A 14,214-nucleotide genomic window follows, 5' to 3' on the forward strand; every position below is an offset into this window, starting at 1 on the left:
CTCTCGTCGGTGTCTTCAGTAGGCGAAGGTCATCGGGCGGTCGGTATCGGTGTCGTCGCCGTCCGTCGGGCCGCGCAGCGTCGGGACCTCCGGCGGCGGCTCCTCGTCGAGGGGACCCGCCTTGACGTACTTGACCAGCAACTTCACCTCGACCACGGCCAGTACGGCGTACAGGGCGGTGAAGACGGTCAGCGAGGTGATCTGCTCGGCCGTGGACACACCCGGGGAGACCGCGTCGGCGGTGGTCATCAGGCCGTAGACGGTCCAGGGTTGGCGGCCCATCTCGGTGAAGATCCAGCCGAAGGAGTTGGCGATCAGGGGGAAGCCCATGGTGAGGATCGCCAGCCGCCAGGCCCAGGTGGTGAGGAACGGGCCCAGCTCCCGGCCCGGGGTGAGCATCAGCAGCGGCGCCTCGTCCTCGCCGCGCCGCTTGTCCTGCGCCAGCCACCGCTTCTTGCGGGTGAGCCACAGGCCGGCCGCACCGACCGCGAAGGACGTCATGCCGAAGCCGATCATCCAGCGGAACGACCAGTAAGTGGTGGGGATGCTGGGCTTGTAGTCGTCGGCCAGATCGCCGTACCGGGCCTTCTCCAGGGTCTCGACGTCGCTGATGCCGGGCACGACGGAGGTGAAGTCGCCGTCGGCCAGGTAGGAGAGCAGGCCGGGGATCTTCAACTCGACGGTGTTGTGGCCCTCGGAGACGTCGCCGTAGGCGAAGAGGGAGAAGGGCGCCGACTTCTCGCTGTCCCACAGGGCTTCGGCGGCGGCCATCTTCATCGGCTGCTGGTCGTACATCACCTTGCCCAGCGCGTCACCACTGACCGCCGTGCCGAGCCCGGCGACAACGGCCACCACCAGGCCCAGCCGCAGCGAGGTGCGCATAGCCGCGACCCGGCCGGAGCCGTGGCCCTCGGGCCCGGCCTTCGCGGCGCGCCGCAGCTGGTACGCGGCGATGCCGATCATGAAGGCACCGCCGGTGAGGAAGGCGGCGGTGAGCGTGTGGAAGACGACGACCAGGGTGGTCTTCTGGAACAACACCGCCGCGATGTCGGTGAGTTCGGCCCGGCCGGTGACCTCGTTCAGCTCGTACCCGACCGGGTGCTGCATCCAGGAGTTCGCGGCCAGGATGAAGTACGCCGACAGGAAGGTGCCCAGGGCCACCAACCAGATGCAGGCCAGGTGGATCTTCCTGGGCAGCTTGTCCCAGCCGAAGATCCACAGCCCGATGAAGGTGGACTCGAAGAAGAAGGCCAGCAGCGCCTCCATGGCCAGCGGGGCGCCGAAGACATCACCGACGAAGCGCGAGTAGGCCGACCAGTTCATGCCGAACTGGAACTCCTGGACGATGCCGGTGGCCACGCCCATGGCGACGTTGATCAGGAAGAGCTTGCCCCAGAACCGGGTGGCCTTGAAGTACTTCTCCTTGCCCGTGCGCACCCATGCGGTCTGCAGCCCCGCGGTGAGGACGGACAGGCTGATGGTCAGCGGGACGAAGAGAAAGTGGTAGACGGTGGTGATGCCGAACTGCCAGCGGGCCAAGCTCTCCTGAGCCAGCGCCAGATCCACAACGGGCCTCCTGGGTGGGGTCGCGCACCCCGTCGCGTGCCGCGTCGTGTGCCCCGGAGCCCGGGTTCGGCAGGGAAGGGTGCGGGGCCGGTCGCGGCCCCTTGGGAGACACCATCGCGGGCGGCGGAAGGGCGCGGGCAGCGCCCGTACGTCCCAGGCACTGGGGCCGAACGGTCCCCTGTTTTCACCCGCCTCCAGGCCGAACGGGTCAGGCGCCGGAGACCAAGGGCCCACTGACCCGGGCCGTGGCGGCGGAGATCGTTGGAGATGACCGTTCCCGATCACGGAGCGAAGAACAGCGAGGAGGCCTGTGATGGCGAAGGCGTATCTGGTGGGAAGCGGGATCGCGGCGATGGCCGCGGCCGCGTTCCTGATCCGCGAAGGCGGATTCGACGGGGCCGACATCCACCTCTTCGAGGAGCAGGAGCGCACGGGCGGCAGCCTGGACGCGGGCGGGACGCCGGAGACCGGCTACACCATGCGCGGCGGGCGGATGTTCGAGGCCGAGTTCCGCTGCACGTACGACCTGCTGTCCGGCATCCCCTCCCTCGACGACCCGTCAGTGTCGGTGACCCAGGACATCCTCGCCGCGTACGAGGACTTCGGCTGGGACGACGCCGCACGCCTCGTCGACGCGGACGGGAAGATCACCGACGTACGCTCGATGGGGTTCTCCGAGCACGACCGGCTTGAGCTGGTCAAATGCCTGGCGACCCCCGAGGGCCTGCTGGACGGCAAGCAGATCACCGACTGCTTCGGCGAGCACTTCTTCACCACGAACTTCTGGTACATGTGGTGCACGACCTTCGCCTTCCAGCCATGGCACAGCGCGATCGAGTTCCGCCGCTACCTCAAGCGCTTCGTCCACCTCTTCCCGGCCTTCGCCTCGATGTCGGGGATCCAGCGGACCCGCTACAACCAGTACGACTCGATCGTCCGCCCACTGGGGGCCTGGCTGCGGCAGCGGGGCGTCACCGTCCACACCGGCTGCCGGGTGACCGACCTGGACCTCGCGCCCGGTCACGGAACACGGGTCGAGGGCATCCGGCTGACCCGCGACGGCCGCGACGGCCGCGACGAGAAGATCCACGTGACCCCGGAGGATCTCGTCCTGGTCACCAACGGCTCCATGACCGACGCGTCCAGCCTCGGCTCACACACGACCGCGCCCCCACCGCACCCGCGGCGTTCGGACGCGTGGCTGCTCTGGCACCGACTGGCCCGGGGGCGCGACGACTTCGGCAACCCGGACGCCTTCGACAAGAACATCCGGGCTTCTCAATGGGAGTCGTTCACCGTCACCGCCAAGGACCCGGCTTTCCTCGAAGCCCTGGAGAAGTTCAGCGGCCGCGAGACCGGCAAGGGCGGCCTGATGACCTTCACCGCCTCCAACTGGCTGCTCACCATCGTCGCCAACCACCAGCCCGCCTACCGCGACCAGCCCGAGGGTGTCTCCGTGTGGTGGGGCTACGGCCTGTTCCCCGGCCGACCGGGGAACCGTGTCGACAAGCCGATGCCCGCTTGCTCCGGCGAGGAGATCCTGGAAGAGGTGCTGCACCACCTGCGGTTCGACGAGGAACTGACGAACCGTGTCCTGGCGACCTCCACCGTCGTCCCGTGCCTGATGCCGTACATCACCAGCCAGTTCCTGGTCCGCCGGCGCGACGACCGACCGCAGGTCGTGCCCGAGGGATCGGTGAACCTCGCTTTCATCGGCCAGTTCACCGAGGTGCCCGACGACGTGGTCTTCACGGTCGAGTACTCCATACGCACCGCCTGGACCGCCGTCGCCGAGCTCCTCGGACTCGAACGCCGACCGCCCCAGGTCTACAAGGGACATCACGACCCCCACGTGCTGGTGAACGCCCTGGAGTCCATGCACCGCCGGTAGCGCGCCCCATTCGCAAAAGAATCGCCCAGAAACAGCGGAGCCGTGCAGAGTGGCATCGGCTGCCCTCACTGCAGTACGGGGTCCGATACCCACGGGGGAATTGGTCCGCATCAACGCACCGTGATTCCCCGCCCGGTGATGCTGGCGGGATCGATGCTCACCCACATGTCGCGGTCACCGCCCGCCCAAGGGGTGCTGTACGCCCGGTCCGCCAGCCTGTGTACGGCGTCGGGGTCCGTCACCACCCGCGCACGGCCGCGGACGAGCACGCTCCAGCCCTGGCTGAGTGCCTCGTCGATGTGGTCGACCTCGAAGGCGACCTGGGTTCCGGCGGCCTCGGCGGGCGTCGTACCGGCTTCGGTCCTGAAGACGATCGCGCCTTCGACGACGCTGTAGTTGACGGGGACGATGACCGGGCCCGTCCTCGTGGTGACCGCGAGTCGTCCGACACCGTGCGTCGACAGCCGTGCACCGCATTCGGCGGGGCTCAGCTCGACCAGTTCGGGGTGGCGGGCGGCCCGGCCGACTCCGGGCGGCAGGTCGGCGTCGCCACCGCGCAGGGCCACCACGGTGGTCTCCAGTGCGTCAGCGAGCCGGATGAGGACGGCGATGCCTGGCGCGGCGGTGGACTGTTCCTCCAGGTACTGGACGTATCCGGGTGCCGTGCCCGCCCGTACGGCCGTTTCCTCGCGGGAGAGGCCGAGTTCCTGGCGTCGCTGGGCGATGCGCCGCCCGACGTCGCCCTGGGCCGCGCCCGGGAGTTCGGTAGGTTGCCGCACCGGTTCCCCTGCGCTGTTCTGCGGAGTCTGTTCTGACATCGCGGATCGTCTCCCTTCTCCGTCAGGCGGCCCTGACCGTCAGGACGTCGTGCCGCTGCCCGCCGAGGACGACCTTGAGGGCGCCGGTGTCGGCGGCCCGGGAGAAGATGTCGTACGCCTCCTCCATCCCGTCCAGCGGGAAGGTGTGGGTGACCATGGACGACGCGGGCAGACGGCCGGCCGCCATCATGCGCAGCAGGGTGGGCGTGGAGTACGTGTCGACCAGCCCGGTCGTGATCGTCACGTTCTTGATCCACAGGTCCTCGAGGTGCAGTGTCGCGGGCTTGCCGTGTACGCCGACATTGGCCACGTGTCCGCCGGGCCGCACCATGCGCGTACACATCTCGAAGCTCTCGGGAACACCGACCGCTTCGATCACCACGTCGGCGCCGAGTCCTTCGGTGAGGTCGGCGACGAGCCGTTCGGGCTCTTCGCCGGCGCCCGCCACGGCGTCGGCGCCGAGGTGCTTCGCCGCGTCCAGCCGGGCCGGGGCGAGGTCCACGGCGATGATCCGGTCGGGTGAGAACAGCCGGGCTGTGGCTATCGCGGCGAGCCCGACGGGACCTGCCCCGACGACGGCGACGGTGTCTCCGGGCCGGACATGCCCGTTGAGCACGCCGACCTCGTAGGCGGTGGGGAAGATGTCGGCGAGCAGTACGGCGTCCTTGCCGTCCACGGCGCCGGGGAGCGGGTGCACGGACAGATCGGCGTACGGCACGCGGACGTACTCGGCCTGGGTGCCGTTGATCAGGTGGCCGAGGATCCAGCCTCCGCCGCCGCGGCACTGCCCGTAAGTGCCCTCCCGGCAGAAGCGGCAGCGACCGCACGCGGTGATGCAGGAGACCAGGACCCGGTCGCCGGGGCGAACCGTGCGCACATCGCTGCCGACCTCGACGATCTCGCCCACGGCTTCATGCCCGAGGACCGTTCCGGACGGCACCTCCGGCACGTCGCCCTTGAGGATGTGCAGATCGGTGCCGCAGATGGTGACGGCATCGACGCGGACGATCGCGTCACCGGCATCCTGAATCGCGGGGTCGGGGACGTCCTGCCATGCGGAGTGTCCGGGACCGTGGAAGACGAGCGCTTTCATGGCCGTACCTCTCTTCACTGTGCCGGACCAGTCCGGCCCGTTCCGACGACGAAAGGATCCGTGCACTTCCAGCGTGACCCTTGAGGATGCGAGCCGCATGGGCCGGTCGGCCCGCATGAGGGCCCACCGGCCCCTGCGGAGCTCCTCCTCGTCGCCGGAGACTGGACGGGGAAAGCGTGCGCAGAAGGAGGCGGGAACCATGCGGCATCGGATGGTGAGCGACCTGATGACGACATCGGTCGTACGCGTACAGCGGGACGCGAACTTCAAGGAGATTGCCAAACTGCTCGCCGAGTGCGACATCACGGCTGTTCCGGTCGTGGACGATGACGACCGCCCAGTGGGCGTGGTCTCCGAGGCGGATCTGCTCCGCAAGGAGGCGGCGCAGCTGGACCCGGCCGGCCTGCTGCCCGCGCTGCATCCGCGGCCCGCCGACCGGGCAAAGGCCGGGGCGACCACGGCCGAGGGGCTGATGAGCAGCCCGGCCGTCACCGCACGGCCGGAGTGGACCGTGGTCGAGGCCGCCCGGGTGATGGAACAGAGCCGGGTCAAGCGACTGCCGGTGGTGGACGAGGCGGGCCGGCTGGTCGGCGTGATCAGCCGCGCCGATCTGCTGCATGTGTTCCTGCGCGGGGACCGGGCCATCCGCGAGGAGATCGACCGGGACGTGCTCGTGCACACGCTGGGCATCGCGCCCGGCGCGGTGACGGCCCATGTCGTCGACGGCCGCGTCTCGCTGATTGGCACGGTCGAGCGCAAAAGCGTCATCGCGGTCGCCGTGCGGCTGTGCGGCGGCGTGGACGGGGTTGTCGACGTCTCTGAGGGGCTGGGCTACCGGGTCGACGACACCGGCGGCCCGGCCGCGGACGCCGCTTCCCGGCGCCGCTCCCAGCTGGCGCCCTGACGGGCCGAGGGGCGCGGAGCCGGTCGAGGGCCGGGACGACCACGCGCGACGGCATGAAGGAGACCGTGCGTACGGCGTACGCACCGCGAATCCCTGAGGCCGTATGGCCACGGTCTTCCGCCGGATGGGGCCGAACGGCCCTGGCGCGGCATGGCCGATCCACGTTCCACTGGCCAACCGGCCCTCCCGTGGCCCCGACGCCTGTTCCGTACGACGTGGCAGGTCCTCCGCTCTTCTGCCGTCGAAGCGACCGAGCGACCAGGAGGACGCCGTAACCGGCCACACCGCCGGCCGACGCTTGGTGGCCCTGGTGACGGCGTCGGGGTATTGACGGAGGCATGGAGTGAGCGACGAGAGTGTACGCAAGACCGTCATGGCGGCCGACGCCGGACCACGGCATTCCGTCGAGGTCGACGGCGTCGAGGCCCTGCGGCTGCTGGGCAGCGTGTCGCTGGGCAGGATCGTCTTCACACGGCACGCGCTGCCGACCATCCGCCCGGTCAATCACGTCCTGGACGACGGCGACATCATCATCCGCACCCACGAAGGCGCCGCCCTCACCTCGCACACCGCGCAGGGCAGCCATTCGGGCGTCGTCGTGGCGTACGAGGCCGACGCCATCGACCCCGACACGCACCTCGGCTGGAGCGTCGTGGCCACCGGCTACGCCCATCTGGTCACCGACCCGGACGAACTGGCGCACTACCAGGCGATGCTGCACCCCTGGGCGAACCAGACCATGGACTACGCGGTCCGCATCCACCCCGACCTGATCACCGGCATCCGACTCACCACCGCGCCCCACCCTGCCGACGTGTGAACGAACCACCAGAGGCCTCCGGGGCAACCTTCTGCACAGGTCGGCGGTGTCCTGCTCAGGTGTGGGACTCGTCGTGCCGCCCGTCGGGAACGAGGACGACCGGGCAGTGCGCACGGTGCAGCAGAGCGTGGGGTACGGGGCCCAGGCGCAGGCCGAGCCTTTCGGGCCGACGGTGGGCGGCGATGACCACGACGTCGACCGCGCGAGTCGCCTGCAGCAGGGCGTGTGCCGTGCCGGATCCGACGTTGCGGGTCTCGATCCCGATCTGCGGGTATTTCTCCTGGAGCGCTGCCACGGCATGACCGGCCGCAGCCTTCTCGGCACTGGTGCGCTGGCCGATGCCGTCCTGCATCCGTGCCGTCCGGCCCGCGAGCACCGGGGTCGGCGCCTCGGGAGCCGGCTGGCGTTGGGTCCGCGTGTGCAGAATCCACAACCGGGCGCCGCGGCGTTCCGCCTCCGCGAAGGCGTACGCCGCCGCGTCGGCGTCGGCATCGCTCTCGATGGCGAGTAACACCTCGCCGTGTCCGCTGGGCCGGTGGTCCCCTCGTACGACGAGTAGCGGGCAGTCGGTGTGTGCTGCCAGGCGCATGCTCACCGAGCCGAACAGCAGCCCCGTGACCCCGCCGAAACCGCGCGTGCCGACAACGGTCAGCGCCGCGCTCCGGCCGAGGGCAGCCAACATCTGCGCGGGGTGGCCCACGACGGGCACGGCTGTCACCGAAAGGCCGGGGTGACGTTTCCGTACCCGCGAGACGGCGGAGGCCAGCACCGGTCCGGCCTCGTCGAGGTCGGACACGGCGTACACGATCTCCAGACCGGTGCCACGAAGAGCTGCCTCCTCGGCGGCCCGGTCCAACGCCCGTACGGCGATGAGTGAGCCGTCCACGCCGACGGTCACATGACGGGTGGCCATGTCCGTTTCCTGCCTTCCCTTGGTCAGTTGCTCAGTCGTGTTCTCAGGGCCGGTGTCGTGGATGAAGCGGATGGAGTCCGGGTTCGGGCTCCGTTCAGGCGTGCGGGACAACGGCGACGGGGCAGCCGGCGTGATGCAGCACCGCGTGGGTGACCGGACCGGTGTGGACACCGAGACGGCCGTCCCGTGTCCGACGGCCCACGACGACGAGGGCCGCGCCGGCCGCGGCGCGGGTCAGTACCGTGGCCGCCCGGCCCTCGGCGACGCTCTCGGTGACGGTGACCTCGGGGAACTTCTCGCACCACGGGCGCAGTGTCGCGACGACAGCGTGTTCGTGCTCCGCGAGCAGCTCCGGGCCGGGCTGCGGGGCGACCCGGTCGGCGGTGGCGTATCCCGGCGGGGCACTGAAGGTGTGGATCACGCGCAGCACGGAGCTGCAGCGCCGGGCGGTCTCGAAGGCGAACTCGATCAGCTCGTCGCAAGGTTGACCGGTGTCGAGGCCGAGGACGACATCGCGGTACGGGATCTCGGGGATCTCGTCCGGGGAGACGCCGTCCGGGGCCGGGAAGTGTTCGTCGGCGGAGCTCTCGCCCGCGCGTACCAGGACCACGGGGCGCAACGACCTGGCGACGACCCTCGCGGACACCGAGCCGAGCAGGAAACCCGCGACACCGCCGAGCCCGCGGGATCCGAGCACCAGCAGCTCGGCCCGCTCGGCCGCCGCGAGCAGTGCGGCGACCGGCGAGTCCTTCACCTGCTGATCGACGATGCGCAGCCCGGGGTGCGCGGCGCGGACGCTGTTCGACGCCTCAGCCAGAATGTGCCGGGCCCAGCCACGCTCGGTCATGTCCGCGGGCACGTAGGCGGCGGGACGCGGGTGCAACTGCCAGGCGTGTACCAGCTGAAGCTCTGCGCCGCGGCGCAGTGCTTCCCGGGCCGCCCAGTGCGCGGCGGCGAGGCTTTCGGGGGAACCGTCGATCCCCGCGGCAACGTGTCGATCCATGACCTGCGCCTCCTCGGTGTCCGTATGTCCTCCGTCGAGCGTGGTACGAGCACCGGATGGTGTGCAGGGGCCGGGCAGGCCCTTTCCCTGGGCCCTTCGGCCCGGAGTCGGGCCGTGGTCCTCTCCCCCGCCCCTTCCCTTTACTGGGCTCCGCCGGGACCCGGACGGGCTCGCGCGCGATTGGTCCTTCAGACCCCGCCGGGGCCTGTCGACCGATCGCGTCTCAGCAGATGACGGGTCACGACGAGCCCGGCTCCGAGGACCATCGGCGCCTCGGTCGGGCCCGATCAGGGCCGGTCGGCCCTGGGGGCCGGCGAGCGTCGGCGGAAAGGCTGGAGCCGACACGAAGCACGAACGAGAAGGAGTGGTCCGGATGACTGCCAGGGAAACCAGTGCCCGCGAAACCCCCGCCGTGCGAGTGCGAGCCGAAGGGGAGGTCGATGAGGAGGTCCTCGCGTACGTCCGGACCAAGATCGACGCGGTCCTGAACAGGGCCGGGCTGTCGGCGGTCACCGGCGAGGTCAGGATCGCCAAGGCGGCAGCCCATCACGCCGAGCACCCGTGGTCGGCCGTGGCCGACCTCCGGGTGGGCAGCACCGTCGTGGTCGTTCACGCGCAGGACGCCACCAGCCGGGAAGTCACCGACCGGCTACAGGACCGGCTGCGCCGCCAGGTGGAGCGGGCCGTCCACGAAGGGAGCGTCGGCCGGCGGCCGGCCGCCCCGCCCTGGCGCGGTGGGCAGCCGGGCGAAGGCTCCGCGGGCGGCGAGGCGGGACAGTTGGACGCGCACTCGGCGTGATCCCTCCGGGGCAGGAGTCTCTGCGGGGCACAGTTCCCCCGTGTCCGTTCCCGATGCCCGCCGCGAACCACGCTGAGCAGGTGAGCGGAGCTCGTATACCGAACTACAGCCACGCTCACTGCTTCGGGCTGCGGACCGTCGCGGACTTCTGTCTGGGGTTCGCATGGCTGTAGCTCCTTCCGCGGGTGCCGTCGTGGCGGCGGTGAGCGGCGACTGCCCCGCGCCGGCTGGAGGTTGCGCCTCCCTCCGCCGCTCCACGCGCCACGGTGAGTCGGCCGCCGTGCACACTTCGGGTCTTCGTCGTGGCGGGCCCGTCGGGCCTACCAGGGGCCGGCCGACGCGGGGGCGGTTCGGCCCGGGGGCTCGGGACAGTCGGCCCCTGCCCCCTCAACCCCTTGCACGAGAGGCTGAAGGGGCATCGAGGGGCCGGCTGCCCGGGACCGTCCGAAGGGACATCAGCGGCCGAACCGGCCGTTCGGACCCGCGAGTTCCAGCCCCCGGTGCACACCTCAGGGGCGCGACGCCCGGCGGGGATCCGGGTCGGCCCGCAGGGGTCGTACCGATAGCGCACCGGTCGCGCTCCGCTGAAGAGCTTGAACCGGTGGAGGAGGCAGACAGCCATGAAGGCCTGCAAGGTCGGCGAGGTGATGACCAGTGAGGTCGTTGGCGCTCGCCGGGAGACGCCGTTCAAGGATGTGGCGTGGCTGCTGGACCGGCACCGGATCAGCGGGCTGCCGGTGGTGGACGCCGACGACAAGGTCGTGGGCGTGATCTCCGAGACCGATCTGATACGCCGACAGGCGGCCAAGGCCGAACGGGACCGGGGACCCCGCTTCCGGCTCCCCGCGCTGCGCCGCAAGGCGCGGCTTGCGACCGCCAAGGCGCGCGCCACGATCGCGGGGCAGCTGATGTCGACACCCGCGATCACTGTGCACCCGGAGCAGAGCGTCGCGGACGCGGCCCGGGTGATGGAGCGTCACCACATCGAACGGCTGCCCGTGGTCGATGAGGAGGACCGGCTGATCGGCATCGCCACCCGCCGCGACCTGCTGCGGGTCTTCCTGCGAACGGACGAGGAAATCCGCCAGGAGGTCATCGACGAGGTCCTGACCCGTGCCATGTGCCTGCCGCCCTACACCGTCATCGTCTCCGTCCACGACGGTCTGGCCACGCTGGAGGGACGCCTGGAACGCCGCAGTGACATCCCGTTGGTGGTCCAGCTGACCTGGCGGGTGGACGGCGTCGTGGGCGTGATGAACAGCCTCACTTTCCGCATCGACGACACCCACCCGCCCGAGAAACACCCCTCGCGCCGGATCGCCCACCACTGGCTCCCCGAGCGGTGACCGCGACGCCGCTTCGGCGGCGTGCCGCCGGGACGATGGCCGTCCCGGCACACCTCGACAGTGCGGGCCGTCCAGTCCGGCGGGCGAGGGCCGGTCGGGACCCAGCAGGGACCATCGGCACCTGGGTGGCGGGGGCCGCCAGGAGTGACTGTGGTGTTGGGAGCGGTACCGATCCCCCGCGGCGCCGCTCCCCACCCACGCTGCGGAACTCGACGACGGAGGCGCATTCACCATGACCGGACAGGACGACCGCACCCGCACCACCACTCCCGGCAGCGGGCCGTCCGAGACCGCCATAGCTGTGGACCGGCTTGTCGCCAATGGCCTCAAGGCGCTTGCCGACAACGAGTCGCTGACCCAGGAGCAGGTCGACCACATCGTGAAGAAGGCCTCGGTGGCTGCCCTGGACCGGCACACCGAACTGGCCCTGCTCGCCGTGCAGGAGACCGGCCGCGGTGTCTTCGAGGACAAGGCCGCCAAGAACATGTTCGCGTGCGAACACGTCACCCACAGCATGGGCCGGATGAAGACGGTCGGCGTCATCGCCCGCGACGACATCGACGACATGATCGAGATCGCGGCGCCGGTCGGCGTGCTGTGCGCGGTCACCCCGGTCACCAACCCGACCTCCACCACCATCTTCAAGGCGCTGATCGCGCTGAAGACCCGTAACCCGATCGTCTTCGCCTTCCACCCCTCCGCCCAGCGCTGCAGCGCCGAGGCGGCCCGCATCGTGCGGGACGCGGCCGTCGCCGCAGGCGCGCCGGAGCACTGCGTGCAGTGGATCGAGGAGCCGTCCATCGAGGCGACCGGCACCCTGATGAACCACCCGGGGGTGTCGCTGATCCTGGCGACCGGGGGCAACGGCATGGTGAAGGCCGCGTACTCGGCCGGAAAGCCCGCCCTCGGTGTCGGCGCCGGCAACGTCCCGGCGTACGTCCACAAGACCGCGAAGCTGCGTCGGGCCGTCAACGACCTGGTGCTGTCCAAGACGTTCGACAACGGCATGATCTGCGCCTCCGAGCAGGCCGTCATCCTGGACACCGAGATCTACGACGCGGCACTCGCCGAATTCCGTACGCTCCACGCCCACCTCGCCACGGCCGAGGAGAAGGTGAAGCTGGAGACGTTCCTCTTTCCCGCCGACACCTCGAGCAGAGGCTGCGAGCCCAAGGTCAACGCGGCGGCCGTCGGCCAGAGCCCGCAGTGGATCGCCCAGCGGGCCGGGTTCAGCGTGCCTGAGGGCACCTCGCTGATCCTCGTCGAGGCCGACCGGGTCGGCCCGGACGAGCCGTTGACCCGGGAGAAGCTGTGCCCGGTGCTGACCGTGCTGCGCGCCGGCTCGCAGCGGCAGGGCTTCGATCTGGCAGCCGACATGGTCGCCTTCCACGGGCAGGGCCACAGCGCCGTCATCCACACCGAGGACCCCGCGCTCGCGGAGGCGTACGGCATGCGTATGAAGACCGTACGGGTCATCGTCAACTCCCCCTCCTCGCAGGGCGCGATCGGCGGCATCTACAACAGCCTGCTGCCGTCGCTGACGCTGGGCTGCGGCTCATGGGGCAGCACCTCGGTGTCCAACAACGTCTCCGCCGCGCAGTTGCTGAACGTCAAGCGGGTCACCACCCGCCACAACAACCTGCAGTGGTTCAAAGTCCCGCCGAAGATCTACTTCGAGCCGGGGTCCATCCGCTACCTCGCTTCGATGCCGGACGTGCACCGCGTCACCGTGGTCACCGACGCGACCATGACCCGCCTCGGCTTCGTCGACCGCATCAGCCGCGTGCTGCAGCGCCGCCACGAGCCGGTGACCGTCCAGGTCATCGACAACGTCGAGCCCGAGCCGAGCATCGACTCCGTGCAACGCGGCGCCCGCCTGATGCGGGAGTTCCGCCCGGACACCATCATCGCGCTGGGCGGCGGCTCGCCGATGGACGCGGCGAAGGTGATGTGGCTGCTGTACGAGCAGCAGGCCGCCGGCAAGTACCTGGACTTCGCCGACATGCGGCAGAAGTTCTCCGACATCCGCAAGCGCGCCTTCCGCTTCCCCGTCCTCGGCGAACGCGCCCGCCTGGTGTGCATCCCCACCACCTCCGGCACCGGCGCCGAGGTCACCCCGTTCGCCGTCATCTCCGACCCCGCGACCGGCAAGAAGTACCCGCTGGCCGACTACGCCCTGACCCCCAGCGTGGCCATCATCGACCCGCTGCTCACCGCCGACCTCCCCCCGGCCCTCGCGGCCGACAGCGGCTTCGACGCCCTCACCCACGCCATCGAGGCGTACGTGTCGGTCTACGCCAACGACTTCACCGACGGCCCCGCCCTGCACGCCATCCGGCTCATCTTCGCCAACCTCGAAGCAGCCGTGAACGACCGGGCGGGCAGCCCCGAGGCTCAGGAGAAGATGCACAACGCCGGGACCATCGCCGGCATGGCCTTCGGCAACGCCTTCCTCGGCATCGTCCACGCCATGTCCCACACCCTGGGGGCCACGTTCCACATCGCCCACGGGCGTACGAACGCGGTACTGCTGCCGCACGTCATCCGCTACAACGGGTCCATACCGTCCAAGCTCACAGGCTGGCCGAAGTACGAGAACTACCGCGCCCCCGAACGCTTCCAGGAGATCGCCCGCACCCTCGGCCTGCCCGCCGACACCCCGGCCGAAGGCGTCGAATCCCTCGCCGCAGCCGTGGAACGTCTCCGCGACGCCGTCGGCATCGAACCGTCCTTCCACGCCCTCGGCATCGACGAGCGGACCTTCCTCGACGCCCTGTCCCAACAGGCCCTCAACGCCTACGAGGACCAGTGCGCTCCCGCCAACCCCCGCATGCCCATGCTCGACGACATGCAGCAGATCATGCGCGCGGCCTTCCACGGCGAGGAAGACACCGCCGCTGAATAGGGTCGGCCGGACCGCAGCAGAGGCCGAACGGCCCTGGCGCTGCACGATCAACCACCGTTCGATGGAGGCCTCCGGCCGCGCGCACGGCCCCTCTGTCACTCCGTATGCCGTAACAGACTCTCAGCCCGCCCAAAGGAGGACGACCATGCCGTACCG

At 70.2% G+C, this 14,214-nt stretch carries 11 protein-coding genes; 6 read left to right on the top strand and 5 right to left on the bottom strand.

Annotated features, from left to right (window positions below; genetic code table 11):
• Nucleotides 1-15: 15 nt before the first annotated feature.
• Nucleotides 16-1,566 (bottom strand): cytochrome ubiquinol oxidase subunit I, encoded by a 1,551-nt coding sequence (locus OG219_RS01370; RefSeq protein ID WP_266821967.1) that lies wholly within the window; start codon nucleotides 1,564-1,566, stop codon nucleotides 16-18.
• A 313-nt stretch (nucleotides 1,567-1,879) separates the two neighbouring features.
• Here OG219_RS01370 and OG219_RS01375 point away from each other — a divergent pair, with 313 nt between their 5' ends.
• A complete protein-coding gene (locus OG219_RS01375) occupies nucleotides 1,880-3,457 on the top strand; it encodes an oleate hydratase (protein WP_266821969.1) in 1,578 nt (525 codons plus the stop codon).
• Nucleotides 3,458-3,567: 110 nt separating this feature from the next.
• Here the strand turns inward: OG219_RS01375 and OG219_RS01380 are convergent, their stop codons facing one another.
• Nucleotides 3,568-4,275: a pyridoxamine 5'-phosphate oxidase family protein gene (locus tag OG219_RS01380; protein ID WP_266821971.1), complete on the bottom strand. Its 708-nt coding sequence runs from the start codon at nucleotides 4,273-4,275 to the stop codon at nucleotides 3,568-3,570.
• A gap of 22 nt (nucleotides 4,276-4,297) precedes the next feature.
• Nucleotides 4,298-5,368, bottom strand: coding sequence for a zinc-dependent alcohol dehydrogenase family protein (locus OG219_RS01385; RefSeq protein WP_266821973.1), 1,071 nt, complete (start codon nucleotides 5,366-5,368; stop codon nucleotides 4,298-4,300).
• Between the two features lie 199 nt (nucleotides 5,369-5,567).
• Here OG219_RS01385 and OG219_RS01390 point away from each other — a divergent pair, with 199 nt between their 5' ends.
• Together OG219_RS01390 and OG219_RS01395 are read left to right on the top strand one after the other, a co-directional pair.
• Nucleotides 5,568-6,272: a CBS domain-containing protein gene (locus tag OG219_RS01390; protein WP_266821975.1), complete on the top strand. Its 705-nt coding sequence runs from the start codon at nucleotides 5,568-5,570 to the stop codon at nucleotides 6,270-6,272.
• Between the two features lie 373 nt (nucleotides 6,273-6,645).
• On the top strand, nucleotides 6,646-7,092 hold the full coding sequence (locus OG219_RS01395) for a pyridoxamine 5'-phosphate oxidase family protein (RefSeq protein WP_266835963.1): 447 nt from the start codon (nucleotides 6,646-6,648) through the stop codon (nucleotides 7,090-7,092).
• A 55-nt stretch (nucleotides 7,093-7,147) separates the two neighbouring features.
• Here the strand turns inward: OG219_RS01395 and OG219_RS01400 are convergent, their stop codons facing one another.
• Together OG219_RS01400 and OG219_RS01405 are read right to left on the bottom strand one after the other, a co-directional pair.
• A complete protein-coding gene (locus tag OG219_RS01400) occupies nucleotides 7,148-8,005 on the bottom strand; it encodes a universal stress protein (RefSeq protein ID WP_266821976.1) in 858 nt (285 codons plus the stop codon).
• Between the two features lie 94 nt (nucleotides 8,006-8,099).
• Nucleotides 8,100-9,008, bottom strand: coding sequence for a universal stress protein (locus OG219_RS01405; RefSeq protein WP_266821978.1), 909 nt, complete (start codon nucleotides 9,006-9,008; stop codon nucleotides 8,100-8,102).
• A gap of 373 nt (nucleotides 9,009-9,381) precedes the next feature.
• Here OG219_RS01405 and OG219_RS01410 point away from each other — a divergent pair, with 373 nt between their 5' ends.
• The 3 genes from OG219_RS01410 to adhE all read left to right on the top strand — a co-directional run bounded on the left by OG219_RS01410 (nucleotide 9,382) and on the right by adhE (nucleotide 14,058).
• Nucleotides 9,382-9,807 carry a hypothetical protein gene (locus OG219_RS01410; protein ID WP_266821980.1) on the top strand — a complete coding sequence of 142 codons (426 nt, stop codon included), beginning with the start codon at nucleotides 9,382-9,384 and terminating at the stop codon, nucleotides 9,805-9,807.
• Nucleotides 9,808-10,427: 620 nt separating this feature from the next.
• Nucleotides 10,428-11,153 carry a CBS domain-containing protein gene (locus OG219_RS01415; protein WP_266821982.1) on the top strand — a complete coding sequence of 242 codons (726 nt, stop codon included), beginning with the start codon at nucleotides 10,428-10,430 and terminating at the stop codon, nucleotides 11,151-11,153.
• A 232-nt stretch (nucleotides 11,154-11,385) separates the two neighbouring features.
• Nucleotides 11,386-14,058, top strand: a complete 2,673-nt coding sequence (adhE, locus tag OG219_RS01420) for a bifunctional acetaldehyde-CoA/alcohol dehydrogenase (protein ID WP_266821984.1) — start codon at nucleotides 11,386-11,388, stop codon at nucleotides 14,056-14,058.
• Nucleotides 14,059-14,214 lie beyond the last annotated feature (156 nt).

This window comes from Streptomyces sp. NBC_00038, assembly GCF_026343635.1.
GTDB lineage: Bacteria > Actinomycetota > Actinomycetes > Streptomycetales > Streptomycetaceae > Streptomyces.